The organism is Nannocystis pusilla (assembly GCF_020073745.1).
GTDB lineage: Bacteria > Myxococcota_A > Polyangia > Nannocystales > Nannocystaceae > Nannocystis > Nannocystis radixulma.
The window spans coordinates 64,650-90,857 of sequence record NZ_JAIRAU010000001.1 but is presented as its reverse complement, the minus strand read 5'-3'; the positions used below and the strand labels follow the sequence as shown (position 1 = coordinate 90,857).

The 26,208-nt window shown below is 71.6% G+C and carries 24 protein-coding genes; 13 read left to right on the top strand and 11 right to left on the bottom strand.

From position 1 onward, the window contains the following. Positions 1 to 5 precede the first annotated feature (5 nt). Positions 6 to 1,718 carry an alkaline phosphatase family protein gene (locus tag K7C98_RS00375; protein ID WP_224189455.1) on the bottom strand — a complete coding sequence of 571 codons (1,713 nt, stop codon included), beginning with the start codon at positions 1,716 to 1,718 and terminating at the stop codon, positions 6 to 8. A gap of 93 nt (positions 1,719 to 1,811) precedes the next feature. Here K7C98_RS00375 and K7C98_RS00370 point away from each other — a divergent pair, with 93 nt between their 5' ends. After that, complete coding sequence (locus tag K7C98_RS00370) at positions 1,812 to 2,474, top strand: DUF4920 domain-containing protein (RefSeq protein WP_224189454.1); 663 nt, start codon at positions 1,812 to 1,814, stop codon at positions 2,472 to 2,474. Positions 2,475 to 2,559: 85 nt separating this feature from the next. Here K7C98_RS00370 and K7C98_RS00365 read toward each other — a convergent pair whose 3' ends face one another. Then, positions 2,560 to 3,822: a hypothetical protein gene (locus K7C98_RS00365; protein WP_224189453.1), complete on the bottom strand. Its 1,263-nt coding sequence runs from the start codon at positions 3,820 to 3,822 to the stop codon at positions 2,560 to 2,562. A gap of 239 nt (positions 3,823 to 4,061) precedes the next feature. Continuing rightward, the gene (locus K7C98_RS00360; RefSeq protein WP_224189452.1) at positions 4,062 to 5,141 is read right to left on the bottom strand and encodes a hypothetical protein; all 1,080 of its coding nucleotides are present in this window, start codon (positions 5,139 to 5,141) and stop codon (positions 4,062 to 4,064) included. Positions 5,142 to 5,306: 165 nt separating this feature from the next. Here K7C98_RS00360 and K7C98_RS00355 point away from each other — a divergent pair, with 165 nt between their 5' ends. From K7C98_RS00355 to K7C98_RS00345, 3 genes are all read left to right on the top strand, one after another. Next, positions 5,307 to 6,902 carry an aldehyde dehydrogenase family protein gene (locus K7C98_RS00355; RefSeq protein ID WP_224189451.1) on the top strand — a complete coding sequence of 532 codons (1,596 nt, stop codon included), beginning with the start codon at positions 5,307 to 5,309 and terminating at the stop codon, positions 6,900 to 6,902. Between the two features lie 115 nt (positions 6,903 to 7,017). Continuing rightward, positions 7,018 to 7,983, top strand: a complete 966-nt coding sequence (locus tag K7C98_RS00350; RefSeq protein ID WP_224189450.1) for a hypothetical protein — start codon at positions 7,018 to 7,020, stop codon at positions 7,981 to 7,983. Further along, complete coding sequence (locus K7C98_RS00345; RefSeq protein ID WP_224189449.1) at positions 7,980 to 8,747, top strand: hypothetical protein; 768 nt, start codon at positions 7,980 to 7,982, stop codon at positions 8,745 to 8,747. The genes K7C98_RS00350 and K7C98_RS00345 overlap by 4 nt, the downstream gene beginning before the upstream one ends. A gap of 155 nt (positions 8,748 to 8,902) precedes the next feature. On the opposite strand, the gene K7C98_RS00340 is transcribed toward K7C98_RS00345, so the two are convergent. Beyond that, positions 8,903 to 9,550: a 4Fe-4S single cluster domain-containing protein gene (locus tag K7C98_RS00340; protein ID WP_224189448.1), complete on the bottom strand. Its 648-nt coding sequence runs from the start codon at positions 9,548 to 9,550 to the stop codon at positions 8,903 to 8,905. Positions 9,551 to 9,666: 116 nt separating this feature from the next. Further along, positions 9,667 to 10,488 carry a pseudouridine synthase gene (locus tag K7C98_RS00335; RefSeq protein WP_224189447.1) on the bottom strand — a complete coding sequence of 274 codons (822 nt, stop codon included), beginning with the start codon at positions 10,486 to 10,488 and terminating at the stop codon, positions 9,667 to 9,669. Between the two features lie 62 nt (positions 10,489 to 10,550). On the opposite strand from K7C98_RS00335, the gene K7C98_RS00330 reads away from it, so the two are divergent. The 5 genes from K7C98_RS00330 to K7C98_RS00310 all read left to right on the top strand — a co-directional run bounded on the left by K7C98_RS00330 (position 10,551) and on the right by K7C98_RS00310 (position 13,648). Next, positions 10,551 to 11,150 carry an RNA polymerase sigma factor gene (locus K7C98_RS00330; protein WP_224189446.1) on the top strand — a complete coding sequence of 200 codons (600 nt, stop codon included), beginning with the start codon at positions 10,551 to 10,553 and terminating at the stop codon, positions 11,148 to 11,150. A gap of 72 nt (positions 11,151 to 11,222) precedes the next feature. Further along, entirely contained in the window at positions 11,223 to 11,759 is a 537-nt protein-coding gene (locus tag K7C98_RS00325; RefSeq protein WP_224189445.1) for a hypothetical protein, read from the top strand. Next, positions 11,756 to 12,301, top strand: a complete 546-nt coding sequence (locus K7C98_RS00320; protein WP_224189444.1) for a hypothetical protein — start codon at positions 11,756 to 11,758, stop codon at positions 12,299 to 12,301. Before K7C98_RS00325 ends, K7C98_RS00320 begins: the two co-directional genes overlap by 4 nt. A gap of 65 nt (positions 12,302 to 12,366) precedes the next feature. Further along, positions 12,367 to 12,906 (top strand): hypothetical protein, encoded by a 540-nt coding sequence (locus K7C98_RS00315; protein ID WP_224189443.1) that lies wholly within the window; start codon positions 12,367 to 12,369, stop codon positions 12,904 to 12,906. Then, on the top strand, positions 12,893 to 13,648 hold the full coding sequence (locus K7C98_RS00310; protein ID WP_224189442.1) for a hypothetical protein: 756 nt from the start codon (positions 12,893 to 12,895) through the stop codon (positions 13,646 to 13,648). Before K7C98_RS00315 ends, K7C98_RS00310 begins: the two co-directional genes overlap by 14 nt. Positions 13,649 to 13,735: 87 nt before the next feature. On the opposite strand, the gene K7C98_RS00305 is transcribed toward K7C98_RS00310, so the two are convergent. After that, the gene (locus tag K7C98_RS00305) at positions 13,736 to 16,054 is read right to left on the bottom strand and encodes an Rv1355c family protein (protein ID WP_224189441.1); all 2,319 of its coding nucleotides are present in this window, start codon (positions 16,052 to 16,054) and stop codon (positions 13,736 to 13,738) included. A gap of 396 nt (positions 16,055 to 16,450) precedes the next feature. Here K7C98_RS00305 and K7C98_RS00300 point away from each other — a divergent pair, with 396 nt between their 5' ends. After that, positions 16,451 to 16,879, top strand: a complete 429-nt coding sequence (locus tag K7C98_RS00300) for a hypothetical protein (protein ID WP_224189440.1) — start codon at positions 16,451 to 16,453, stop codon at positions 16,877 to 16,879. Positions 16,880 to 17,047: 168 nt separating this feature from the next. Here the strand turns inward: K7C98_RS00300 and K7C98_RS00295 are convergent, their stop codons facing one another. The 3 genes from K7C98_RS00295 to K7C98_RS00285 form a co-directional block, all read right to left on the bottom strand. Next, positions 17,048 to 17,776 (bottom strand): hypothetical protein, encoded by a 729-nt coding sequence (locus tag K7C98_RS00295; protein ID WP_224189439.1) that lies wholly within the window; start codon positions 17,774 to 17,776, stop codon positions 17,048 to 17,050. Between the two features lie 248 nt (positions 17,777 to 18,024). Beyond that, the gene (locus K7C98_RS00290; RefSeq protein ID WP_224189438.1) at positions 18,025 to 20,298 is read right to left on the bottom strand and encodes an Rv1355c family protein; all 2,274 of its coding nucleotides are present in this window, start codon (positions 20,296 to 20,298) and stop codon (positions 18,025 to 18,027) included. A 129-nt stretch (positions 20,299 to 20,427) separates the two neighbouring features. Next, on the bottom strand, positions 20,428 to 21,069 hold the full coding sequence (locus K7C98_RS00285) for a bifunctional 4-hydroxy-2-oxoglutarate aldolase/2-dehydro-3-deoxy-phosphogluconate aldolase (RefSeq protein WP_224189437.1): 642 nt from the start codon (positions 21,067 to 21,069) through the stop codon (positions 20,428 to 20,430). Positions 21,070 to 21,234: 165 nt separating this feature from the next. Between K7C98_RS00285 and K7C98_RS00280 the strand changes: the two genes are divergently transcribed. Then, positions 21,235 to 22,020 carry a rhomboid family intramembrane serine protease gene (locus tag K7C98_RS00280; RefSeq protein ID WP_224189436.1) on the top strand — a complete coding sequence of 262 codons (786 nt, stop codon included), beginning with the start codon at positions 21,235 to 21,237 and terminating at the stop codon, positions 22,018 to 22,020. Next, a complete protein-coding gene (locus tag K7C98_RS00275; protein WP_224189435.1) occupies positions 22,007 to 22,831 on the top strand; it encodes an SDH family Clp fold serine proteinase in 825 nt (274 codons plus the stop codon). Before K7C98_RS00280 ends, K7C98_RS00275 begins: the two co-directional genes overlap by 14 nt. A 62-nt stretch (positions 22,832 to 22,893) precedes the next feature. Here the strand turns inward: K7C98_RS00275 and K7C98_RS00270 are convergent, their stop codons facing one another. Together K7C98_RS00270 and K7C98_RS00265 are read right to left on the bottom strand one after the other, a co-directional pair. Next, on the bottom strand, positions 22,894 to 23,715 hold the full coding sequence (locus K7C98_RS00270) for a lysophospholipid acyltransferase family protein (protein WP_224189434.1): 822 nt from the start codon (positions 23,713 to 23,715) through the stop codon (positions 22,894 to 22,896). 74 nt (positions 23,716 to 23,789) lie between these two features. Beyond that, positions 23,790 to 24,704, bottom strand: a complete 915-nt coding sequence (locus K7C98_RS00265; protein ID WP_224189433.1) for an alpha/beta fold hydrolase — start codon at positions 24,702 to 24,704, stop codon at positions 23,790 to 23,792. Positions 24,705 to 25,043: 339 nt separating this feature from the next. Here K7C98_RS00265 and K7C98_RS00260 point away from each other — a divergent pair, with 339 nt between their 5' ends. Continuing rightward, entirely contained in the window at positions 25,044 to 26,207 is a 1,164-nt protein-coding gene (locus K7C98_RS00260; RefSeq protein ID WP_224189432.1) for a glycosyltransferase, read from the top strand. Position 26,208: the final 1 nt, after the last annotated feature.

The window sequence follows — 26,208 nt, the reverse complement described above, 5'->3', positions numbered from 1 at the left end:
GCACGCTATCGCGTCGTCACCAGGCTGGCCAGGCTGCGGCCGTCGATCTGCGCCGGCGGGTCGACGGCGATGAACTCGGCCAGCGTCGGCGCGACGTCGACGGTCCCGACCGGCTCCGCGAGCGTCTTCGCCACCACCGGCCCGCCGAAGAAGATCAGCGGCACGTGCGTGTCGTAGCGGTACGGCGACCCGTGGCTGGTGCCCCGCGGGAAGCTGGCGGCGAGCGTCCACTCCTTGAAGCGCATCGTCACGTCGGGGCTGCGGCCGGGGAAGAAGCTGCGCCGGTAGCCTTCGAGGAACACGGACGCGCCGGTGTCGGGGGCGTCGCCCGTCAGCACGTCGGCGGTGAAGACCTCGGCGACGAAGTCGAGCGCGGCGAGCTGCTGGCCGACGGCCGCGCGCAGCTTCGCCGGCGCGACCCCCTTGGCCTCGGCCGCGGCGACGTCGAGCCACACGCCGTCCTCGCCGATGTCGAGCAAGGTCTCCGGCGGCAGGCCGAGCGCCGCCGTGGCCGCGCCGACCTGGCGGGTGACGAGCCGCTCGTAGTCGGCCAGGACGACGCGCCGGGCCTCTTTCTGGCCCTGCTGCGCCAGCTGTTCCGGGACCGGGATCGCGCCGTGGTCGGCGGTGAGGGCGAGGACGTAGTTGCCGGCGCCGACCTGGGCGTCGAGCTCGCGCAGGAACACGTCGAGGTAGCCGTCGAGGCGCATGTAGTAGTCCTGGGCCTCGTGGCTCATCGGCCCGTAGCGGTGGCCGACGTAGTCGGCGCTCGAGCAGCTGACCAGCAGGATGTCGGGGTCGGCGTCGCGACCGAGCTGCTCCTCGCGGATCAGCCGGCCGGCGAACGCGAGCGTGAGCTCGTCGCCGAACGGGGTCCACTGCAGCTCCTTCAAGAACTTCTCGCGCGCCTGCGGCGTGCCGTCGTCGAAGCCGTGCGGCAGCTCGGTGTGCGCGCCGTCGGCCTCCCACTCGGCCTTGTCGGCGCCCGAGCGTGAGTACGCCGCGGGCTCGCGCTGGCGCTGCCAGCCCTCGGCGAAGCGCAGGAACACGGCGCCGCCGGCGTTGAATTCGGCGACCCATCCGGGCAGCGCGTCGCCGTACCAGCTCGACGACACGTAGCCGGCCGCCGCGGCGTCGAACCAGTAGGCGCGGTCGGGGTGCTGCCCGCCCATCATCACGCTCGAGCGGTCCTTGAAGGCGACCGAGAACACCCTGGCCTTCGGGACCTGTTCTTTGAGCCAGTCACCGATCGCCGGGCGCATCAGCTGCTCCGGCGAGCGCCCGTCGGGCGAGCCCGCGCGCGCGCCGGTGGCGACGATCCGCGCGTCGCGGTCGTCGGCCGCGTAGGCCTTGCGCCGGGCGGCGCGGTCGTACCACTCGTTCTCGATGATGCCGTGGTGGCTCGGGTGGGTCGCGGTCGACGCGCTGGCGTGTCCGGGGGCGGTGAAGGTCAGCGCGTGCTGGATGTGGGCCTCCTCGAACAGCGCGCCCTGCTGGCGCAAGCGGGCCAGGCCGCCGGAATAGAGGTCGGCGTAGCGCGTGAGGTAGTCGGCGCGCATCTGGTCGACCACGAGCAGCACCACCAGACGCGGCCGTGGGCCGGCCTCCGGGATCTCGGGCGCGTGGACCGTCGACATCGCGCCCGGCTCGCGCGTGCAGGCGGCGAGCAGGCCGAGAGCGAGGGTCCACGAGAGCGTCGGGCGGTGCGCTGCGGGCATGTCCGGCCTGGTTTACGCGGCTTCGCAGCCCCGGTCCAGGTGTGAGGCAGGCACCGATTGACAGCCCATGGTCGCCCTTTCACACTCCGCGCCATGCACGTCCGCCACGCGATCCTCGCCTCGCTCCTCGGATGCACCGTCGTCGCCTGCCAGGGCGGCGCCGCTGCTCCCGCCGCCCAGCCCGCAGCCGAGCCCGCGAAGGTCGCCGAGCCCGCGAAGGCCGCCGAGCCCGCGAAGGTCGCCGCCGCCGCGCCCGAGAAGCACGAGGCCGAAGAGGGCTGCATCTACGCCGACGCTCACAACAAGAAGGAAGGCGACGACGAGGCCGACTGCCCGCACGGCGGCGGTCACGACACTCCCGCCACCGGCGAGCCGGGCCACTTCGGCGCCGCGTTCGCGCTCAAGGAGACCCGCGCGCTCGGCCCGATCCTCGCCGCCGGCAAGGACGCGCTGCCCAAGGACGCCGTCCAGGTCAGCGGCACCGTCGACAGCGTGTGCCAGAAGAAGGGCTGCTGGATGGTCGTGAAGGACGGCGAACAGCAGGCGCGGATCCTCATGAAGGACCACAGCTTCACCGTGCCGATGGACACCAAGGGCAAGCCGGTGGTCGTCGAGGGCACCCTCGAGGCCCGCACCTTCACCGAGGCCCAGGTCAAGCACCTCGAGAAGGACGCCGGCAAGGACCCGGACGCGGCCGCCGGCGAGCGCACCGAGTACGTCCTCACCGCCTCGGGCGTGAAGATCCAGAACAGCTAGGTCGGCGCGGGGTCGGGAGACCCTGCCTGTCTCGCGGGCCATGTCCCCGGCGCCATGCGCCGAAGGACATGGCTCTTCGCACATACTAGCCCGACGGCGAGCCGGCGTTGCTGAGGGCGAAGCCGGTCATGTCGCTGTAGGTGTAGGGCGCGGTCAGACCGGTGAAGGTGTCGACCACCTTGGTCAGCGGCTCGACACGGTAGGCGTAGGGCTCCTGCAGCGTCACGCCCCAGACGTAGCCGTAGAAGTCGATGCTGATGCCGTGGACGTAGCTGGGGATCGCCAGCGTGTCCTTCTGCGTCATCGTCATGGTGTCGATGGCGAGGATCGTCGCCCCCGCGCCGGACATGTAGAGCGTGCCGTTGCCGTCCTCCATGCAGCCGTCGCCGCCGGGGACCGCGAGGGTCTGCCAGGTCTCGGTCATCGGGTCGAAGCGGGCCGCGCCGGAGCCGCTGCACGTCCACACGAAGCCCTTCGAGTCGACGGTCATGCCGTAGCCCGGCAGCGCCATCGGCCACAGCTTGTACTGCAGGGTCACGCGGTCGACGAAGACCAGCTGGCCCATGCTGAGCTGCGAGCCCCAGAAGTTGCCGTCGCCGTCGACCGCGGCGCCGTAGATCCCGTAGTAGTCGGGGGTCACGCCGACCACGTTGACGGTGGCCTCGATCGCCCCGGTGTCGCCGTTGACGAGCAGGATGTCGAGCTGGTTGTCGGCGTTGACGAAGTCGTCGTTGTTGCCGGAGGTCCAGACCTTCTGGTTCTCCCACTGGCAGGTCGCCTGGTTGAAGTTGCCCTGCGTCCACGCGACCGGCCGCTGGCTGATGTAGCTCATCGGCGTGTACCAGGCGACGCACTCCTCGACGCCCCACGGCAGGAAGTTGGCGTCGGCCGCGGTCTGGATCCCCGGCATCCCGTTGGTGTCGGCGCACCGCTCGGACTGCGCGTACACCTTGGTCAGGCCGCCGTTGCGGTTGGCGATCACGACGTCGCCCGAGAGGTTGACCGAGGTGCGCGAGGGGCTGCCCGCCGAGTCGGGGCGGACGATGTAGCGCCCCTCCTCGACCAGGTTCACCGTGTTGATCTTGCTCATCGTGCCCTGGCCGCTGTTGGCGACCCAGATGTACGAAAAGTCAGGTTCGTCGCCGCCGCCGCCGCCGCAGCCCATGCCGCCGTCGGGCACGATGCCGAGGTCGAACTTCGGTCCGCTGTCGTTCGTGGCGGTGCCGGTGACGCCGTCGGTCGGGTCGGTCGGGCTGGTGCCGTTGCTCTCGCTGCCGGTGCCCATCGTCGGCGTCTCGCCGGTCGGAGCCGCGGTCTCCGACACGCCGGCCGTCTCGGTCGCGGTCATCGTCGCCGTCGCGCTCGAGGTGGGCGTCAGCGTGGCGCCGCCGCCGGCGTCGTCGCGGCCGCGCTGTCACCGCAGGCGAACACCACCGACGCGGCGATAAGGGTTTTAAGCTCGTTTCTCATGAAAAACTCCCCGATGCCGCACGCTAACACGGCAGGGGGAATTCTCGTCACCAGAAGCGGGGATCCCCGCTCGCGCCGGAAGGGCTCCTCCGGATCTCGCCGAGCGCGAATCCTCGCTCAGTCGCGCCGACGACGACGCAGGCCGAGCAACAACAGGCCGAGGGCCCACGGCGCAGGTCCGCCCGTGACCGAGCAGGTCAGCGAGGTGTCGTTCGACGAGGCCGGCTCACCGGCCGCGAGGCGCACCGAGACCGCAGACTCGACGCCGTAGGCGCGCGCGGTGACGCGACGGAACTCTTGATCGGGGTCGTGCTCGTAGATGAACACGTCGCCCGGCTCGGTGAACCCGCGGTCGGGCAGGGCCCAGTCGAAGTCGACGCCGTAGATCGGCTGCTTGTCCTCGGCCACCGCCTGCGCGACGAGCAACCACTCGCCGGCGAGCTCGTCCGGATTGGACGCGTCGCCGTCGATCAGCTCGATGCCGGCGATCATGCTCGGGCGCACGCCGTCGATGTCGATCTGCTCGACGAGCAGATCGCCGAGCCACAACTCGGCGCTGTGCCGGCCCTCGGCGCCGACGCTGACCTGCAACCAATTGCGGTTGTCGACCAGCTCGGAGTGCCGCACCGCGGCGTCGATCGCCGTGCTGCCCACGGCCTGGATGTCGGTCGAGCCCTGCAGGCGGATGTCGTTGTGCAGATACTCGACGGCGAAGGTCGCGGTGCCGCCGACGACGATCCGCGGGCGCGGGGTCTCGCCGCGGAAGTCGGAGTTGTCGAGCGCGTAGATCGGCGCGGCGAACAACTTGGCGCGGGTCGGCCGCTTGACCTCGACGGCGGCGCTGCCACGGATCGCGCCGGAGGTGTCACGCAACAGCAGCTCGGTGACGCCCTCGCCGGCCGCGGCGACCTCGACCGCGAGGATGTGCGCGCCCACGCGGTACGGCGCAGCGCGCAGCTGCAGGACCTTCGGGTCGGTGCTCTCGACCTTCCAGTCGACGAAGTCGGTCTCCTGGTCGTTGTCCTCGACGAACACCTCGAACTGCGCCCCGAGCACGTACGGCGTGCTGAGCTCGTCGCCGAACTCGGCGCGCGGCTTGAACTCGTACAGCCGGCTGTTGACCGAGTCGGTGAAGGTGAACTCGCTGGTACACGCGGCGAGGAGACTGAGGCCGAGGAGCGTGGACGCGACCCGCATACCTTCAAGCTAGACGGACACGATGGCGCGCTCAAGTGCGGCGGGCTGCCAAACTGTCACTTCGGCCCGCCGGCCCGCATGGGGCGGACCACGATGGCGCCGGGCGGCCAGAGTGGGGCGGATCACGCGCAGGCAGGCGATGCTTTGCGGTAGGGTCCCCGCGCCATGGACCACGCCGCCTCGCCGAAGAGCCTCGCCGCCGCGCGCCCGACGATCCCCTGCTCCGACCCGGCCACCGGCGAACCGCTGGGCGAAGTCCCGGTCATGGATCGCGCCGAGGTGCTCGCCCGCCTGCAGCGCGCCCGCACTGCGCAGGCCGCGTGGGCGAAGACGAGCTTCGCCCAGCGCCGCCGCGTCGTGCGCCGCGTCCTCGAGCACCTGCTCGCCCACACCGACGAGCTGTGCCGCCTCATCAGCCGCGACAGCGGCAAGACCCTCGAGAACGCGACCGTCGAGCTGTGGCCGATCTGCGAGATGCTGCGCTGGAACCTGGCCCACGCCGAGGCGGCGCTCAAGCCGCAAAAAGCCTCGTCCGGCGTGCTCATGCACAAGTCGGCGCGCATCGAGTACCACCCGCTCGGCGTGATCGCGGCGATCTGCCCGTGGAACTTCCCGCTGCAGAACGTGCTCGCGCCGGCGATCCCGGCGCTGATGGCCGGCAACGCGGCGATGATCAAGGTGTCCGAGTGGACGTCCTGGTCGGCGCCGCGGATCCAGCAGATCTTCGACGAGGCGCTGACGGCCGAGGGCCACTCGACCGACCTCGTGCAGCTGATCACCGGCTACGCCGAGACCGGCGCGGCGCTGGTCGGCGCGGGCGTCGACAAGGTGATCTTCACCGGCTCGATGGCCAACGGCAAGCGCGTGCTGCAGACCGCGGCCGAGACGCTGACGCCGGTGATCCTCGAGCTCGGCGGCAAGGACCCGATGATCGTGTGCGACGACGCCGACGTGCACCAGGCGGTCCACAACGCGCTGATCGGCACGCTCACCTCGGCCGGCCAGCTGTGCATGGCGGCCGAGCGGATCTACGTGTTCGACGCCGTCTACGACGAGTTCGTCGCCGCGATCGCCCGCATCGTCGGCAGCCTGCGCCAGGGCCCGCCCCTCGGCGGCGGCGTGGTCGACGTCGGCGCGATGACGATGCCGGCGCAGGTCGACATCGTCGAGCGCCTGGTCGCCGACGCGGTCCAGCGCGGCGCCCGGGCCATCGTCGGCGGCAAGCGCGGCCCCGGCGGCCAGTACTTCGAGCCGACGGTGCTGGTCGACGTCGACCACGACATGAAGATCATGCGCGAGGAGACCTTCGGCCCGGTGATCGCGATCATGCGCGTGCACTCGGAGGAGGAGGCGATCCGCCTGGCCAACGACTCGGCCTACGGGCTGTCGTCGTCGGTGTTCTCGCGCGACCGCGCCCGCGCCGAGCGGATCGCCCGCCGGATCGTCGCCGGCTCGACCGTGATCAACGACTTCGCCATGCACTACATGGCCCACGAGCTGCCGTTCGGCGGCGTGCGCGGCTCCGGCTTCGGCCGCCTCAACGGCCCCGAGGGCCTCCGCGGCCTGTCCAACGTCAAGGCCGTGATCACCGACCGCCTGCCGCTGCACGCCGCCGTCGAGATGTACCCGGTCCGCCCCGGCAACTACGAGCAGGGCAAGGCGATCCTCCACATCCTCTACAGCACGAGCCTGGCCGGCCGCGCGCGCGGGCTCGTCGACATGGGCAAGGCGCTGTGGAAGCGCGCAGCGACCAAGAAGTGAGGCGCGCCGGCGAGGCGCCCCGGCAGCGCGCAGTCGCGGGAGAGACGCCGTGGAGACGCGCGAGGTCGACGTAGCGAGCGCCGGGCCGGCGAGCGACCCACATGTCCCTCGGGACATGGTTTCGCGAGCAGGCCGCGGCGCGGCCCTGGCGCTGCTCGCCGCCGGCTGGGCGGCCCTCCGCCTGCAGATGAACGGCGAGTACAAGGGCGCGACCTGGGCCCAGATCGCCGACTTCACCGCGCCGCTGCCGTTCGGCCACCGCCCGCTGATGCCGCTCGTGGCCTGGCCGCTGCGCGCCGCCACCGACTGGCCGCTCGCGCTGGTGTGGGGCGTGCTCGAGGCCGCGGCCGCGCTGGCGCTGTGGTTCGCGCTGCGCGCGGCGCTGCGGCCGGTCGTGGGTGCCCGCTGGGACATGTTCTTCGCGACATGCTTCTTCGCGCTGCTGCCGTTCGCGTTCCTGCTCCGCCACAAGTGGGCGGTGTTCTACCCGTGGGACACGCCGGCGATGGCGTTCACCGCCGCCGGGCTGGCGCTGGTGGCCGCGCGCCGGTTCACCGCAGCGGCGGCGCTGTGCTTCGCGGCGGCCTTCAACCGCGAGAGCGCGGTGCTCATCCCGGCAGCGGCCGTGGCGCTGCACGTGGGCTCTTCGGGACATGTCCTCAAAAACATACGAGGGATGCTCCGCCCGCTCCTGGCGATGCTGGCCGCCGGCGCCGCGGCGCGCCTGGCGGTCGCGCTCGCGCTGCCCGACAACCCGGGCGCCGCCCTGCACTTCTCGCTCGGAAAAAACACCCCGCGCTGGCTGCACAACCTCGAGTGGCTGGCCGACCCCGTGCACTGGTTGTGGCTGCCGATGTACTTCGCGCTGCTGCCGCTGGCCTGGCTGCTGCTATGGCGCCGGCTCTCCGGCCCCCACCGCCGCCTCGGCCTGGTCGCCCTGGCCTGGTTCGCCGGCCTCATGCTGGTCGCCAACATCTACGAGCCGCGGGTGTACGGCGAGATCCTCGTGCTGCTCTACGTCCCGGCCGCCGCCGCCGCGTGCCGCTGGCTGCGGGCAGCGGATACACTGGGCCCGGCATGACCAAGATCGAGCTGACGCCGGCCCAGAAGCTGCAGATCTTCGAGGAGTACCAGCGACGCATGCGCAGCTGCGTGCCGTGGGACTCGGCGATGAAGTGGACGCCCGAGCTCAACCTCGTCGGCGAGACGTATCGCCCGTTCATCGCGTTCCCCGAGCTCGCGCCGTCCGACGCGCCGGTGGCCGAGCTCAACCCGGCCGAGCGCGCCGACTCGCCGAACAAATTGTTCCGCTACTGCATCCGCCTGCACCGCGCCGGCCGGCGCCTGCTGACGTGGTGGGGCGCGCAGACGGGCTCGGTGATCTTCGACAGCGACGTGCCGATCCCGGCGATCTTCCAGTGCCCCGACGGCGAGCCGGGGGTGTGGAACGAGTCGCCGTGGATGTCGCTGACGCCCGCGGAGCTGATGACGCTGCGCGAGGGCACGCGCCTGGCCAAGGGCCGCGTGGTGATCGCGGGGCTCGGCCTCGGCCATCAGTTGATCGAGGTGTCGCGCCGCCTGCAGGTCAAGGAGGTCGTGCTGGTCGAGCTCAGCCAGGAGCTGGTCGACTTTTACTTGCCGCGGATCCGCCCGCACGTGAAAAAACGCCTGACGGTGATCGTCGGCGACGCGTTCGAGGTCCTGCCGACGCTCTCGGCCGACGTCGCACTGGTCGACATTTTTCCAAACTACGGCGGCAACGAGGCGGCGATGCAGGAGCTCCGCCGGCGCTGCCCGAAGATCAAGAAGCTGTGGGGCTGGGGCACGGCGACGATGACGCTGTGACGTGGTCGCGGAGGCTTCCGCGACCCCGTCGGGCGAGTCTCTCGGTGAGCGTCCCGCGTCCGTCGGGCGGGGCCGCGGAGATCGTCGCGGGCGGTCGAGGGGCGGCGCAGTGGGCCTGCGTCCGCTCGGGAGACTCAGGTCCGTTTTACATATGTCTATTTGGACATGTTCCTGAGAACTTGTCGCAGGAGATCTGGCGCGCCGTGGGCGGTGAGCCGGCCGGTCGCGTCGATCTGCAGCTCGACGTGATTGCGGCCGCGCCACAGTGCCGGGTCGGCGTGGCGCGGGGTGAGGTGGACGACCTGCTGGTTGGTCGAGCCGATCCAGCGCCGGCCGTCGACGGGCTCGCGCCGGCGGGCGTCGAAGCGGCCGTCGACGAGGGTGTCGACGGCCGCGAGCAGCGGGCGCATCTCGGGCAGGACCTGCAGCTCGGCGTGGGTGCGGCCGGTGAACACGATGGTGCCGAGGCCGAGCTCGCGCGCGGCGAGGCTCAGCGCGGCCACGGCGGCGGGTTGCTCGCTCGGTTCGCCCCCGAGCACGGTCAGACCGGCGAGGCCGTGCACGTCTCGCGCGACGCGGAGCTCGTCCACCAGCGCCGCCACGGCGACAGACTCGCCGCCCTCGCGGGCGAAGAACTCGGGGTTGCAGCAGCCCGGGCAGCGCAGGCTGCAGCCCTGCACCCACACGGCGAAGCGCCGGCCCGGGCCCTCGGCCTCGGTGCAGGCGACCCGAGCCGCGACGACGAGGCGGAGCTCGGCGTCGGTCGCGAGCGGACCTCTGTCGCCGCATGTCTCTTCGGACATCTGACTTCCCGCTCCGCCTGAGGCCTGGCGCGACGCGTCCTCGCCCGGCGCTCCGGCCGTTCGACCTCGGGCCCCGCTCGCCGCTCCGTCATGCATGGCCGCCGCGCCACGCCGGCTCATGCATCCTCGCCGGCCTCGTCGGCATCTTTTATAGCTGTCTCTTCGAGCATGTCCTCCTCGCCAGGCTTGAGCGGTGCCGGGTGCAGGGTGCCGGCGAACAGGGCGTGGAGGTCGATCTCGCGGTGCTCGCCGGCGGGCAGGTCGCGCGGGAGCTCGAGCGGGCCGAACGAGACGCGGCACAGGCCGAGGACCTCGGCGCCGAGGGCGGCGAAGATCCGGCGGACCTCGTGGAACTTGCCGGAGGCGATCGAGATGCTCGCCAGCGCACCTGTCCCTTCGGGCACGTACAGACCGGGGTGGACCTCGGCCTCGGCGAGCGCGCGGAGGTCGAGGATCTCGGGGCGGTGGCCGTCGTCGAGCTCGAAGCCGGGCGGCGGCGCGCGCCACGGGCCGGTCAGGGCGGCCTGGTAGGTCCGGCGCACGGCGTAGCGCGGGTGGGTCAGCCGGTGCAGCAGCGCGCCCTCGGTGGTCCACAACAACAGGCCGGAGGTGTCGAGGTCGAGGCGACCGACGGCCCGGAGATCGCGCCCGAGCGGGGCGCCGCGGACCAACTCGTAGGCGGTGCGGTGGCGATCGTCGCGCAGCGCCGTGACCACGCCGACCGGCTTGTGCTGAAGGAGGTGATAGCGGACCCGCAGCGCCACCGGCGAGTCGTCGAAGAGCACGGTCCGCGGCAGGGCGCTCGGCGCGATCTTCAGCCCAGGGTCGCGCAGCGGCTCGCCCTCGGGCGTCTGCACCCGCCCGGCGCGGCAGGCCCGTGTGACCTGTCCGCGCGACAGACCGAGGTTGTGAGCGATCAGGAGGTCGAGCCGCGGCACCCCCGAAGCCTAACCTCGCCGCGCTCGCCACACCGACGAAAAGCGCGATAGTCTCGCGGCGCGTGGGTCGCCCCGAGCCGCTCCCCGACGAACGCAGCGTGGTCGAGAAGGCCGCCGCCGGGGACCGCCGCGCCTTCGAGCGGATCTACCGCGCCTACGCGCCGACTTTGTTCTCGTACGTGCTGGTGCCGATGCTCGGCGACCGCGACGACGCCAACGACTGCCTGCGTGAGACCTTCCTCTCGGCCTACCGGCACCTGCCGAACTTCGTGTGGCAGGAGGCCGGGGTCTACCCGTGGCTGAAGACGATGGCCAAGAACAAGGCGCGCGACCTGCTGCGGGCCTCGGGCCGGCGTCAGCGGCTGCGCGGGGCGTTCGAGGAGCACCTCGGCAACGCCGGCGCGGCCGAGCCGAAGAACCCGGCCGAGGAGGAGCTCCAGCGCGACGCGCTGCGCGTCCGCATCGAGGCGGTGCTCGCCGAGCTCAACCCGCGCTACGCCCTCGTGCTGCGCCTGCGCCTGCTCGAGGATCGCCCGCGCGAGGAGTGCGCCGCCACCCTCGACGTGAAGATCGGCACGCTCGACGTGCTGTTGTTCCGCGCGTGCAAAGCCTTCCGCGCCGCCTGCGAAAAACGCGGCCTGCCCGTCACCGCGGAGTCATGACTTCCATGGCCTCGCGTAAGCTGTGCCAGGCAGCCCTCGTTCAGCCACCAGACCGCGCCTCAGGAGGCTCGCATGACCGGGTCTGATCCGTCCGCCAGTTCCACCAAGCCCGATATCGACCGCACCGCGGCCCGCGGCGTCCTCGACCCGGCGTGGGAAGACGAGCTGCGGCGCGGCCAGGAGGCCGACGGCGAGTCCGGCTCGATCGACGCGGAGCTGGCCATCGTCCGCCTGCTCCGCCACGCGCGGGCGCCCGAGGCGCTCACGGCCGGCGACCTCGACAACTTGTGGGCGGGCGGACTCGCCCCGGCGCTGACGCCCACGCCGTGGTGGCGCCGCCGCTGGCTGTGGGGCGCCCTGCCCGCGGTCGCCACCGCCGCGGTGGTGCTGGTGGTCGTCCGCGGCCCCGAGGCTCCGGCCCCCGAGGCGACGATCGCCGCCAGCGCCGCCCCCGCCTCCGCGCTCGCGCCGAGCACCTCGCAGCTGCTCGCCAAACAATTCGCCCAGCTCGAGGCCGACGCGCGGCGCGACCTCGACGCCCGCGTCGACGACGACCGCGGCGTCCTACGACATGACCTTTTGGCCATGTCACTCGGAGACAAGCCATGACGCGCCACACGTGGATCGCCACGCTCCTCGGCGCCGTCGTCGGCGCGGGCGTGATGCTGGCCGGCCTGGCCCAGGCCGGGCGGCTCGCGCCGGCCCCGCGGCCCGAGGTCCTCGTCACCCTCGCCCAGACCGTCGACGCCGAGCACAAGCGCGTGGACCTGCTGATCAAGCAACGCGACTACGCCGGCGCGATCGCGGCGCTCGAGCAGATGCGCGCGATCTCCTGGCCCGAGCCGGCCGTCGCCGGCGACGCCGCCGCGGTGCTGCGCCACGACGTCTACGGCCGCCTGCTCCGCCTGCGCCTCGACCACCCCGAGGTCGACCCCAGGGCTCCCGACGCGCTCGCCGCGGTCGCCGGCGAGGGCCTCGGCCCCGACTACAAGTCGATCGCCACCAACGCGTTCACCGCCCGCCTGGTCGGCCTGCGCGGGGAGATCGCCGAGAAGCAGGGCCGCGACGACGACGCCCTCGTCGCCTACGAGGAGGCCCTCGACATGAACCGCGCGCTGCTCCAGCAGGCGCTCGCCGGAGCCGCGCCATGAGTCGGCCGCCTGCTCGTTCAGACCTGTTCCTTCGGCCCTTGCGTTTCCGCCCTGTCGCAATGCACATGTCCCTGCGAACACTCTCCCTCGCCCTCGCCGGGTTGGTCGTGAGCGCCTGCGCCAAGCGGGCCACCGAGACGGCGGCGCCGGAGGAGGCTGCGGCGCCGGCCGGCGGCGAGGCGTCTGCAGACATCGACGCGCTCGAGGCCCAGCTGGCGGCGCGCGAGGACCAGCTGCGCGCGCTCGGGGCGGCTCCGCCGGCCCGCGGCGCCGGAGAGGCCGAGGTGATGGGCGCGACCGCGACGCCGCAGGACGAGGACGTCGAGAGGACCACCGGCGCGGTGGCCAAGAAGTCGAGCGAGGCCCAGAGCGTGTCCGCCGACGCGAGGCCCGCGACCGCCCCGGCGCGCACCGACGCGCGCCCCGCCTCGCCGGGCTCCCGCTGCGAGTCGGTCTGCGAGGTCACGACGTCGATCTGCCAGCTGCGCGACAACATCTGCGAGCTCGCCAGTCGCCACCCCGACGAGCCGCGCTACGGGCGGACCTGCGACCGCGCCGCCGCCGACTGCGACTTCGCCACGGAGGCCTGTCATGCGTGCACGTGATGTCGCTGCCGCCGCGGCGCTCGCGGTCGTGTCCGGCTGCGCCAACCAGGACGCCGGCATGATCACCCCCGCGCCGCTCGACGCCCTCGCGCCGGCGCCCGAGCCCGAGCCCGAGCGCGCCGAGAGCGAGAACGCCGACGGCGACGAGCTCGGGCTCGCCGAGTACGAGCGCCTGCTCGCCGACAAGGAGACGCGTCTGCGCGCCGCCGGCGTGTTGCTGGCGGCCCGTCACGACGACGCCCAGGAGGAGGCCCGCGACAGCCGCTTCGCCCCGCCGCCACCGGCAGCGGCCCCGGTCGGCGGGGTCGCGGCCGAGGGGTACGCGGCCAACGAGGACGCCACGCGCCGGGAGGCGCCGGTCAAGTCGAAGCGCGCGGCCGAGAGCAAGGGCGGCGGTGGAGGGCGCGGGGCGCCCGGCGCCGGTCCACCGCCATCGCCCGCACCGAAGGCGCCGTCGACCGTCGCCTCCAACCGCAAGCGCGAGAAGCAGGTCATGTACGACGCCGCGGCCCGGCCGGAGGCGGGCGACTCGCTCAGCGTCTCCGCGCCGGCCGAGGCCCCCGATCCGGTCGGCCGCTGCCAGAACATCTGTGATCTGTCCGCGGCGACCTGCGACCTCGAGGGCAAGATCTGCGACCTCGCCGCCCGCCACGGCGACGACCCGCGCTACGCCGAGCTGTGCCGCCGCGCCGACGACGACTGCCGCCAGGCCGCCGAGGCGTGCCAGCGCTGCTCCCCGTGAGCGGAGCGGCGATCGTACGCTGCTGCGACCACAACTCTTTGATCATGGCCTTTGCGACATGTCCCGAGGGACATTGTCGCAAGGCCGTCAGCCCGGGCTGACGTGCAAGATCTCGTCGACCGTGCGGCGCAGCGACTGCAGCGTCGGCGCCTCGGCGCGCGACACCCGGAACAGCAGCACCTCGGCCTGCTCGGGCTGGCCCGGGAACAGGCGGGTGAAGCGAGGGCGGCTCTCGCTGAGCGCGGCGACGTGCGCCTCGCACAGGCCCTCGCCGCCGTGGCGCAGGCGCAGGAACATGTAGGGGAGCGTCGACATCGGGTAGATCGCCAGCCCGAGGGTGTGCGCGACCAGCCACATGCGCTGCAGCGCCTGGCCGCCGCGGAAGAACTCGCCGACGTCGATGCGCGGCATCGTCAGCAGGCCGACCGCCGAGGCCGCGGCGATCGCCTTGGCTGCCGACTTGCGCAGGCCACGACCGCCGCCGAACGTGTGCAGGAAGGCCAGCGCCTCGCGCCTGCGGCACATCGACAGGCCGGCGCGGTCGGCCGGGGTGAGCTCGAGCGAGTCGATGAAGATGCCGTCGCGGGTCGCCTCGGCCTCCTCGGCGGTCCAGCGGACCTCGCGGAACATGTCGCAGTTGAGGCGGTCGTCGAGGAGGCGCAGCTGGTCGCCGATGCCGACCAGCTCGGCGACCTCGGCGAGCTCGACGTCGTCGGTGAGGAATTGCAGCCGGGCGCCCGCGACCGAGCCGGCGGCCGCCTGCAGCGCGGCGTAGTTGCTGGCGTCGAGCGCCTCGCGGGTCGACGTCTTGCGGTTGGTGTGGCGCAGGCCGAGCACCCCGGCGAGGTCGTCGCGCCAGCGCGGCTCGGCGGCGGGCCCGGGCCCGGCGAGCAGCTCGAACACGGCCGCGAGGTCGGGCACGTCGGCGCGCGGGAACGCGGCCAGCGACAGCTCGAGGCCTCGCGCGTGCGCGGCGAGGCGGAAGCTCTCGGCCGCGGCGCCGAGCGCCGCGACGCCGCCGAGGGCGCGGAAGTCGGCCAGGCTCTCGGAGCGGGCGCGCTCGTGGAACAGGAACAGCCGACCGCCGCGCAGGAGCCAGCGCCACGGCTGGCAGTTGCCGCCCGAGGGGGCTCGCGCGGCGATCGCCACCAGCTCGCGCGCCTGCTCGAGCGACCACTCGCGGGCCGCCGGCGCGCCGCCGGTGACCTCGTCGGCGACGCGCTCCATCGCCTCGGCGGTCCACGCCGGCGGGCGCGGGAGCTCGGGCATCGTCGCCGCGGCCGCGGGCGGATCGTTGGGCACGATGTTCTCGATGTCGGCGATGAAGCGGCCCGAGTAGTTCATCTGCCCGAGGTTCATGCGCCGGACGATGTCGGCGGCCGCGCCGCCGCCGTAGACGACGCACGAGCCGAGCTGCGGCCAGGTCTTGATGGTCGACTCGATCTCGATCATCGACGAGACCAGGCGGCTCGACATGGTCCCCTCGCCGATGATCTTGAGCACGTAGGGGATCTTCTCCTCGGTCGAGAGGTTGGCGATCCGATCGGGCTCGATGTTGCCGACGAGGCCGTGGAAGATCGGCCGCGTCGGCTCGAGGTCGAAGCGCTCGACGTCGATGAGCGAGCGGTCGCTGGTCTCCATCAGCACCGGGATCTTGTGCAGCCTGGCGGTGACCCGCAGCTTGAGCTTGATGTCGATGCTGTCGCACTCGTCGATCAACACGTCGAGCTTGCCGCCGCGCAGGAGGAACGCGCTGAGGTTGTCGTCGTGGACGCCGACCGGGTAGAGCACGACCTTGAGGAACGGGTCGATCTCGGCGATGTCGCGGGCGGTGATCAGGACCTTGGAGACGCCGAGGTTGTGGACGGAGCTGCGGATCCGGTTGAGGTTGGACAGGTCGAGGCGGTCGAAGTCGGCGAGGCGGATCTCGCCGACGCTGCGCTCGAGCGCCATCGTCGTCGCCACCGTCTGGCCGACCGAGAGGCCGACCACGCCGACGCGCTTCGTCGCCAGCCGCGCCTGCTCCTCGGGCGTCAGCTTGTACTTGTTGCGGTTGGTCCGCAGCTCGACGAACTCGGCCTCGTCGAGCAAGTGCACGAGCCGCGCCGCCCACGGGTAGTAGACCCACACGCCGTACTCGTCGGGCGACGTCTCGCCGAGGTACGCCCGCACCCGCTCGCGCGCCGCCAGATCGCTGATGCGCTCCCCCGGGTTACGCGTGCGGATGAGGTCGATCAGCTGCTCCTCGAGCGCGTCGTAGACCTGTAAGCCGGGGACCTCGTCGAGCAACGCCGACAGCGAACGCCGGTCCTCGCTCACGCCCAGGCGAAAGAGCTGAGGTCGCCACGCCTCGCACTCGTATCGCGCCTCCAGCAGCCTCTTGCCCAGTCGGTCCCCTGTGTCCACGTGCTCTCCCGCCGCTGCCCGTCGCGCCCGTGCGGCCCGTCTTCCCGGCATGATAGGCTGGGCTCGACGCCCCGATCCACCTGCGCCGTCACGCTCGATCGCGCACGTTCGGCGCCGCGAGCGCTGAACCTGGAGCCGCGGACCGCATGCGAGCGGTAACGCTCGGCACGGCCGATCCGCGGGGTCCTCACGGACATGCCCTTTGTGACATGTCGCAAAGTACATGCTCCAAAAAGCAGTCCACGCGATCCAGCGAGCTCGACATGCGCAAACCCCGCAGGCCCTCCGAGGGGGCGAATTCGCTCATCGTCCGCGGCACCAGCACCGCTCGCTTGGTCTATACTCTCGCTGCCCAGCGGGGTCGCACCGCCACCGCCATCCGAGAGACGCCCGCCCATGTCCGCCCCCACGATGGCCTACTCGCTGTACCACACGGTGCTGCTGGCCGTGCACACGAAGGACAACCCGACCGACGAGGAGTGGAGCGGCTACGTCGACTTCGGGCGCAAGCAGATGGGCAAATACACCAGTTCCCTCGTGATCTCCGAGGGCGGCGGCCCGAACGCGACCCAGCGCGGGGCGATGAACGACCTGCTCGAGGCCAACAACTTCAAGGGCAAGGTCTCGGTCGTGACGCTCAACCGCCTCGTCCGCGGCATCGTCACCGCCCTCAGCTGGTTCAACCCCAACGTCAAAGCGTTCACGACCGTGCAGATCCCGGCGGCCATCGAGTACCTCGAGATCCCGCGGGACCACCACGACCGCCTGATGGCCGAGATCAAGCGCCTGCGCGACAAGGTCGGCATCTCGAGCACGCCGACCTGACCCTCGCGGATCGACCTCGCGCGCCGCCGCGATCACGCCCGAAGGCCGCGACCCGAGCAGCGTTCGAGCGAACTGAACACCGGACACGAGCGCGCTGCTCCGCGATCGCTCGAGAGCACAGCTCCCACTCGAGCGAGGGCTGAAGGCCACGCACGAGGCTCGCGACGCTCAGGCCGGATGCTCGGCCTGCACCGAGGCGACGTGCTCGGGGGGCGACGTGACGGGCACGCGCTCGCTGGGCTGGACCGGCACGTGCTCTTCGGTCTCGGGCGACCAGAAGATGGGACAGTGCATGCGCAGCGCCTGACGCAGGCCGAGGATCCGCCACTTGTGCTCGGGCTCGGCGGTGGCGAGGCGGACCGGGTCGAGCAGGATGACCTTCGAGAAGTAACGCGCGTCGGGGTACGAATGCACGCCGAGGCGCGGCTCCGCGGTGAACCCGATCGGGGCCCAATGATTGACGACGTAGTGGTGCGAGAGCGCGATCAGCAGGTTGGTCTCGCACAGCGGCGCCGCGGCCACGGCGGTGCGTACCAGCGCATTGCTGAGTTTGGTGCCGCGATACCGCGAATAGGCCCACAGGCCACACACCTCGGCGACACCGTGGGGCCTGCGGCTCTCGAGCAATCGCGCGAGCTGTGACAGCTGCGAGAGCGTATGCTCGACCGGCAACTTGGTGCCCGGGAAGCTGAGGTGGAGCCGCAGACCCCCGACCATCGCTCCCGTCTCGTCGCGGGCCACGAAATACACCACACGGCCGCTCAGCAGGTCTTCTTGACCGACCTCGCTGACCGCCGCCTCCGCCGCGAACTCCCCATAGCAAGCCCGCTGGGCCTGCGAGAACTCGTCCACCACGGACGGTTCAAGATGCGGGTTCACGAGGGAGAGCGAGAGCATGTGTGGAACCACCGTCCATGTGTGGAAAGGGCGCGGCAACCCTCACAAGCACGCAAAACCCCGTTTGCCTCCCGCCACCGCATGTTCGGTCGAGAGTACGGGAATCACCTGGCAGTGTCAAGACGCACTGCTTTCTTGCTTATGCAGCAAATGTGTCCTGTAGTACACAAATTGCAGCGAGTGCGCGGCCTTTGGGCCCCTTCCAGGTGCGTGGACAACGTGTTCGCGACGCGTGCCGTTCGAGTGGATCACGGCGATTTCTTCTCGGGTAACGGCGCGGAGAACACAGCATCGACCGGCCTGCGTAAGGTCCGCAACGGAGCGGGGTCTGCGTAGGAGAGGCGAAACAGCAGGATTTCGACATCCGTGAGCGCCACGGTGAAGGCGCGAGTGAAGCGCTCGCGCATCTCGAGGAAGCGGTGAATCTCGCGTTTGTCGAAGCCGGCGCCGTGGAACCGCTCGACGCGGGCGAACATATCAATGAGCGTGTTGATCGGATGGACGGCGACACCCAGCGCGCTGGCGGTGAGCCACAGCTGTTGCATCGCCTGGCCGCCGCGGACCAGCGCGGTCGGCGATTGGCCGGGAATCGTGAGCAGGCCGACCGCTGCGGATGAGGCTAGGGCCTGGACCGAGGACATCATCAGCAAGCGCCCACCATTCGTGTCTCGTAGCACCTTGGCGACATCGGTCGAGCGCAGCAGTTGGAACGCCGCAAAGTCCATCGGTGTCACTGCCAGTGCCTCGACGCGGATGCCGTCCTGGGTGTCGTGGGCCTCGGCCTCCGACCAGCGGATCTGGCGCATCGCGGGCCCGTGGAGCGTGGGGGTGAGCAGTCGCAGCCGTTCGGCCTCACCGAGCAGCTGGCCGAGTTCGCCGAGCAGCGCGCGGTCCGTACAAAGTTGCAGCTTGGCCCCGTTGTCGCGGGCGGCCGCCGACAACGCTTGCACATGCACCGGCGATAGATGCGCGCGCGTGCCGAGCTGGCGGTTCGTGGCCCTTCGCGGGATCTGCTCGAATAGTGGGTCGGCCGCCGGTCCGCCGGCGCGCAAGCCGAATCGCACCTCCGCGACCAGGGACGGGTCCTGCTTGCCCGGGAACAGTTGAATGTTGGCCTCGCTACCCTTCACCCCGGCCGCGATCTGCAAATTGGACAGCGCCCCGCCGAGGGCCACCAGCGCCCAATGGCGGCCGATTTCGTCGCGCCCGCCGCCGCCGCGCTCGTCGGCGAGGAACAGGCGCAGCACGCCGTCCACGTACTCGAATCGCCACGGCTGGTCGTTGCCGTGCGACGGCGCCATGATGGCGTACTGCACCAATTCACGGACCTCCGCGATCTCGCGGAGCCGGCGCGCGCTCGACAGGTCGGGCAGCGGCGGCGAGGTGACCTCGGCGAGCTGCGCACTCACGTCGATGTAGACGCGACCCGAGGCCATCGGCAGACCGAGGGCGAGGCGGCGGACCGCGGTGGTCGTGGTGGCGCCGCCGAGGGTCACGTCGGAGCCCAGCTGCGAGAAGCCCTTGAGCGTGAGGTTGAGCTCGAGCAGCGATGCAGCCAGGCGCGGCGAGATCGTATGCAGACCTGCGATCTGCAGCACCAGGCCGAGGCGGGCCGGAGGCGGCAGCGTGTTGACCTGGTCGGAGGTCACGGTGCCGACGAGGCCGTGGAGGATCGGGCGGTCGGGCTCGAGGTCGAAGCGCTCGATGTCGAGCATGCCGCGGTCGCTGGTCTCCATCAGCACCGGCAGCCTGCGGGCGCGCGCCTCCTCGCGGAGCTTGAGCTTGATGGCGATGCTGTCGCACTCGTCGATGACGATGTCGGCGCGATCGCCCGGGCCGGTGCCGTCGATGAACTCGCCGATGTTCTCCGGGGTCACGCCGTCGGTGAACAGCACCAGGTTGGCGTACGGGTTCTGCTCGAAGATCTGGCGCGCCGCGATGATCGCCTTGTTGAGCCCGAGGTCGAACACGGCGCAGCGGATCCGGTTCATGTTCGACAGGTCGAGGGTGTCGAAGTCGGCGAGGCGGAGCTCGCCGAACACGCCCTCGAGCGCGAGGGTGACCGCGACCGCGTTGCCGACGCTGAGGCCGGCCAGAGCGATCTTGATCTTGCGCAGCCGCGCCTGCTCCTCGCTCGTGATCTTGTTGCGGTTGCGATCGGAGCGCAGCTCGATGAACGAGTCCGGCGGCAGCAGGTGCACGAGGCGGCGCGACCACGGGTAGAACGCCCAGCGGCCGTAGTCCTGCGGCGCCTGCCCGTCGAGCAGGCGCGCGATCTCCTGCGCGACCTCGTCGTCGGTGTAGTTCTTGCTCGGCGTCCGCGAGCGCACCAGGTCCTTGAGCTGGGCCTCGAGCATGTCATGCACGTACATGACCTCGCCCTCGCTCATCAGCTCGTCCATCGCCTCGGCCTCGGCGGGCACCGAGCGATCGAAGATGAGCGGGAACCATGACTCGCGCTCGGCGGACGCGAGCACCTCACGCCACGGAGCCAGAGTCTTCGGCAAACGGCGCGCGTGCATCGAGGGCTCCTCAGGCAAAGCGGCGGCGCGTGTGCACGGTTCGCAAGGCGTCGACGATAGCGCAAGGCGCGCGAAGTCGACAAGGGCGACGCGTTCCCTTCACTTCCCGACGTGTCGTCGCGACTCGGTTCATGCCGCGGCGCTCCGGACGGCGGCCAGCAGGGCTGTCGCGCGCTCGCCGATCGCTGCGAGATCTCCGGATTGAACGAGCGTCGGTGCGAACAGCGGCGTCGTGAAGCCCACGCCGGCCGCGCCGGCCTGCAGCACCGCGGCGGCGTTCGCGGCGTCGACGCCATTGGTCGGTACGAGGGTCAAGAAGGGCAGCGGCCCGAGCACCGAGCGGACGAAGGCGGCGACGTCGGCGGGGCCGGGGAACAACTTCTGCGCGGCTGCGCCGGCCGCGTGCGCGCGCCACAGCTCGGTCGGCGTGAAGCAGCCCGGCACCGCCGCGACCCCGAGCGCGCGCGCGCAGGCGACGACGCGCTCGTCGAGCACCGGCGAGACCAGGAAGCGGGCGCCGGCGCGGACCGCCTCGCCCGCGGTCTCGGGGTCCATCACCGTACCGGCGCCGACGGTCAGCCGCGGGTCGCGGGCGAACTCCGCCACGAGGCTCATCGCGCCCGGGGTGGTCACCGTGAATTCGACGACGCGGAAGCCGGCCTCGACCGCGGACCACATCGCCGCGGCCGCGTGGTCGCGGCTCGTCGCGCGCATGATGGCGACCGCGCGGTGCTGGGCGAGCGCCGCGGTGAAGGCTGTCTCCGAGGACATGCGGCGACCATCGTAGGCGTCTGCCGCTCGCGCCGCAAGTTCGCTGACGCGGCCGAGGCCGGGGCTCGCCCGAGGCGAAGCGCGCACTCGACTGCGGAGGCGACCGCGCCGCGTCGCGGCGAACGACGGCCCGCGCGGGGTCTCGCCGGACCGTTCGCCGAGGCGATGGCCCCGCAACACTCGCGCTTGCAGAAGCTCGCCGGGCGCCTCACAACCCGCGCTGCCGTGATCCCGCTGTACGACACGATCCCCAGCCGCCACCCCGCGGTCGCGAACTGGCTGTTGATCGGCGCACATGTCCTTGTGTTCATGTTCGAGTTGGGCCTGCCGGAGCCGGCGCTGCTGCGCGTCCTGTTCACCTTCGGCATGGTCCCCGTCGAGCTCACCGCCGGCCCGCCCGCCCCGTACTGGTCGCCCGTCACCGCCGTGTTCCTGCACGGCGGCTGGCTGCACCTCATCGCCAACATGTGGACCCTGTGGATCTTCGGCGACAACGTCGAGGACCGCATGGGCCCGGCCCGCTTCGTCGCCTTTTACTTGCTGTGCGGCGCCCTCGCCTCGCTCGCCGAGCTCGTCGTCCACCCGACCTCGAGCATCCCGGTGATCGGCGCCTCGGGGGCGATCGCCGGGGTCATGGGGGCCTACCTGGCGATGTACCACCACGCACGCATCGTCCTGCTGGTCCCGCTGTTCTTCTGGCCGCTGTTCGTCCAGGTCTCGGCGCTGTTCTTTCTCTTCTACTGGTTCCTGGTCCAGGTGATGAGCAGCAGCCTCGAGCCGTCACTCGGCGGCGTCGCCTACTGGGCCCACATCGGCGGCTTCGCGGCCGGCTTCGGCCTGCACCGCCTGTTCATCGGGCCCCGCGGTCGTGCGCCGTGCGACGACGAGGGCCCGCTCGCTCGCGCCTGGGAGGTCCCGCCGCGCGGAGGTCGTCGCCATGTCCGTCTCTGAGATCTTCTGGCTGTTCTTCATCCTCGTCACGCTGCAGCCGGCGCTGAAGCAGCGCCTGCTCGACGCCTCGCGCGCGCGCATGATCGCCAGCATCGAGCGCCGGCGCGGCTCGCGGGTGATCCTCCTGGTCCACCGCCAGGAGACCATGAGCCTGCTCGGCTTCCCGCTGATGCGCTACATCGACATCCAGGACAGCGAGGCCGTGCTGCGCGCGCTCGACCTCACCGATCCGGCCATGCCGATCGACCTCGTGCTCCACACCCCAGGCGGCCTCGCGCTCGCGGCCTCGCAGATCGCCCGCGCGATCCACCGCCGCCCCGGCAAGGTCACCGTGTTCGTCCCGCACTACGCGATGTCGGGCGGCACGTTGATCGCCCTCGCCGCCGACGCCATCGTCATGAGTCCGCACGCCGTCCTCGGCCCCGTCGACCCGCAGATCGGGACCAACTCGGCCGCCTCGATCCTCACCGTCGTGCGCGACAAGCCGATCCAGGAGATCGACGACCAGACGCTGATCTGGGCTGACCAGGCCCGCAAGGCGCTCGAGCAGATCCGCGAGCTCGTCCGCGAGCTCACCGCCGGCGACCGCGACACCGAGACCGGCCGCCGCCTGGTCGAGCTGCTGTCCGAGGGCCACTTCACCCACGACTACCCGATCACGGCCGGCGTCGCCCGCGACCTCGGCCTACCTGTCTCCGAGGACATGCCATCGGACTTCATGCGCCTGATGGGCCTCTACCCCCAGCCGACCCGCCAGCGCCCCGCGGTCGAGTTCATCCCGTCGCCCTACCGCAAGGCCGACGAGCGCTGAGCCTTGCTGTTTTCAGGACATGTCTGCTTCGACACGTCCTCCAGGACACGCTCTCCGGAGCGTCAGCCGAAGATGGGCAGCAGCCGCTCTTCGTAGAGCGAGTCGAGCATCGACTGCATGGTCTGCTCGACCTGGCCGTAGACCCTCGGCGCGCGCTCGGCCGCCTCGACCTCGCAGCAGGCGCTGTCGGTCAGCGAGAGCGGGGCGCCGACCTGGAACGTGATCTTCGACGGCAGCGGCAAGTAGGGCAGCGCGCAGGTCGGGCCGAGCAGCAGACCCCAGGGGGCCGCGAGGATGATCGGCAGGGAGCTGATGCGGGCCCACTTCTGGGTCTGGATCAGGCGGGCCAGGCGGTGCCCGCGGGTGAGCACGATCATCGTCTCGTGGCTGCCCGCGCTGACCACCGGGACGATCGGCACACCTGCCCGAAGAGCCAGGCGGGCGAAGCCCTGGCGCTGGGCCAGCACGATCCGCCCGCGGTCGCGGAACGGGCGCATCGACTCGACGTCGCCGCCGGGGAACACCAGCACCTTGTGGCCGGCCTCGAGCAACGAGCGGGCCTGGCCCTTGCGCGCGCGGATGATGCCGACCGACTCTAGCAGCCGGGCCACCCGCTTGATGCGGAACAGGATGTCGTGGGCGAGGATGAAGATCGGGCGGTCGTAGCCGCGCTGGCGGTAGTACTCGACCAGGAACAGGCCGTCGACCGGATTGAGGCCGCCGTTGTGGTTGGCGACGATCAGCGCCGGACCCTCGGGCACGTTCTCGACGCCGCGCACCTCGCAGCGGTGGTATCGCGACAACACGTCGAACCCCGCGACCGCCGATCGCAGCGCCGAACGGCACACGCCCTCGGCGAGATCGCCGGGAGTGCCGGATGCCACGACAGGGGCGGGTCGCAGTGGGGGTGGGGTCCCCTCAACCTGCGGCGCGAAGCCCTCGAGCGGGTATGGGCGTGCTAGGCGGATGCGCGAAAGGTGTCATGACCCGGGGCACACGTCGAGCAGTGCTGTGAAACATCCTGCGCAGGCAAGCGCCGCGCAAAATCGAGCACACGCTGGGTGAGGGCCGTCGGTTGCTCCATGAACCCGATGTGGCCGAAATCGGAGAATTCCACGAGCTCGGCGTGCGCAGGCAGATTTTGCGCGAAGAAGCGATAATGCGCGCGCGGCAAGATCCGCTCTTCGCGCCCCCACACGAAGAGCACGGGCATGTGGAGGCTCGCGAGCTCGCCCGGCGTGAGGAGCACGGAGGGGGAGATCTCCCCGAGCAGCTGGCGCAGCTGCGGGTGGTTGAAGCGCCGGCGGAGGTTGTGGGCGATCGGGTGACGGATCAGGGGCGGCACCTTGGCGAACACGTCGTCGACGAATTCGAGCGCCTGGCCGTAGGTGTCGATGCGGAAGCGGTCGAGGAAGGCCGCGTGCTGCGCGGGCGGCAGCGGGGCGCCGCCGGGCGAGACGAGCGCCAGGCCGCGGACCATGTGCGGGCGGGCGAGCGCGTAGCGGATGGCGACCAGGCCGCCCATGGAGTTGCCGAGGATGATGGCCGGCTGGTCGAGCACGCGGTCGAGCGTCTCGACCAGCGCGTCGAGCAGCACGGTCGGCGGGTCGCCCGGCCGCAGCGGGGCCGAGAACCCGTGGCCGGGCATGTCCGGGGCGATGACCGAGCGGACATGCGGCTGGAAGCGCTTGAGCAGCCCGGCGTAGCACACGGCGTGGGCCGCGAGCCCGTGCAGCACGACGATCGGCGGCAGCCCGCCGCCGCCTGCCCCCTCGAGCACGTGGATGTCGCCGACGCGCGTGGGCACGTGGCGGCTCTTCAGGCCGGAGGCGTTGAGGACACGTCGGGCGAGTCGCTCGGGCAGGGACAACATGCGATCAGGAGACTTCAGAGCCCCAGGAAATGTCCACAAAGCGGCGCTCTCAGACCGTGCTGGGGATCACAGGTCGGCTGCGCAGGCCCCTGCGCACGCGCGCATGCGGTCGCGCGAGCGCCGACCCCCCGCCGGTGCGAGTGAACCTGTCCTCGAAGACATTTCAATGCGGCCTCCCTGGGGCACCTGCGACCCACGCGCGTCAACCGCCCGCGCGAGCGCCCCTCGCGCTGGAGGGGGCGGCGGCGCGGTACGGAGCTCAAACATGCCTCTTCGAACATGTCCCATGGGTCTTCTTGACGGCCTCCGCGCCGCCCGCGTAGAAGGGCGCGCGCGGCCATGAAGCTCGTCGACGTGACCGAGTTCTACTCCCAGCGCGGCGGCGGCGTGCGCACGCACCTGACCGAGAAAGCCGCCGTGGCCGCGCGGCGGGGTCACGACCACCTGGTCTTCGCGCCAGGTCCGCGCGGCGCCGTCGACCCGGGCGTGCGCTACGTCCCCGGGCCGTCGCTGCCCTACGATCCGACCTACCACCTGCTGTGGCGCGTCGGCGGGCTGCGCCGGCAGCTGCGGGCCGAGCGGCCCGACGTGCTCGAGATCCACTCGCCGTACGTCGCGGCGATCGCGGCGCTGGGCCTGCGTCCGGGCGAGTTCGGGGTGCGCACCTTCGTCTGGCACTCCGACTTCATCGACACCTACCTGCGCGGCGACCTCGAGCGGCGGCTGGCGACGCTGCTGCGCGCTCGCGCCTCGCGGGCCGCCGACCTCGTGGTCGAGCCGCTGTGGGCCCACGTGCGCCGGATCGCCGGCGCCTGCGCCATGACCGTGGTCGGCTCGCGCTGGCAGAAGCACAAGCTCGAGCAGCACGGCGTCGCCCGGGTCGAGCACATCCCGTTCGGCATCGAGCCCGGCCGCTTCGCCCCCGAGCGGCGCAGCGAGGCCCGCCGCCAGGAGCTGCTCGCCGGTCGCCCCGGGCCGCTCGTCCTCGCCATCGGCCGCTTCGCCGTCGAGAAGCGCTGGGACGTCGTCGTCGACGCCTACGCGCGCCTCGCCGAGCGCCACCCCGGCAGCGTCCTCGCGGTGTTCGGCGACGGTCCCGAGAGACATGTCTTTGAAGACAGGCTCGGTGCGCGCGACGACATCCGCGTCCTCGGCTTCGAGCGCGACCGCGACCGCCTCGCCGTCACCCTCGCCAGCGGCGACCTGCTGCTCCACGGCTGCCCGTTCGAGACCTTCGGCCTCGGGGTCGCCGAGGCGATCGCCAGCGGTCTGCCGGTCGTCGTCCCCGACGCCGGCGGGGCGGCCGAGCAGGCCCCCGCCGAGAGCGCGGCACCGTACCCCGCGGGCGACGTGGCCGCCTGCGTGGCCGCCGCGGAGTCGCTGCTCGCCGTCGACCCTGCCGAATTGAGGGCCCGCGCCGCCGGCCCGGCCCGCCGCGTCACCAGCGTCGTCGACCACTTCGACGCCCTGTTCGCCCGCTACCGCGACCTGCTCGCGCGCTGAG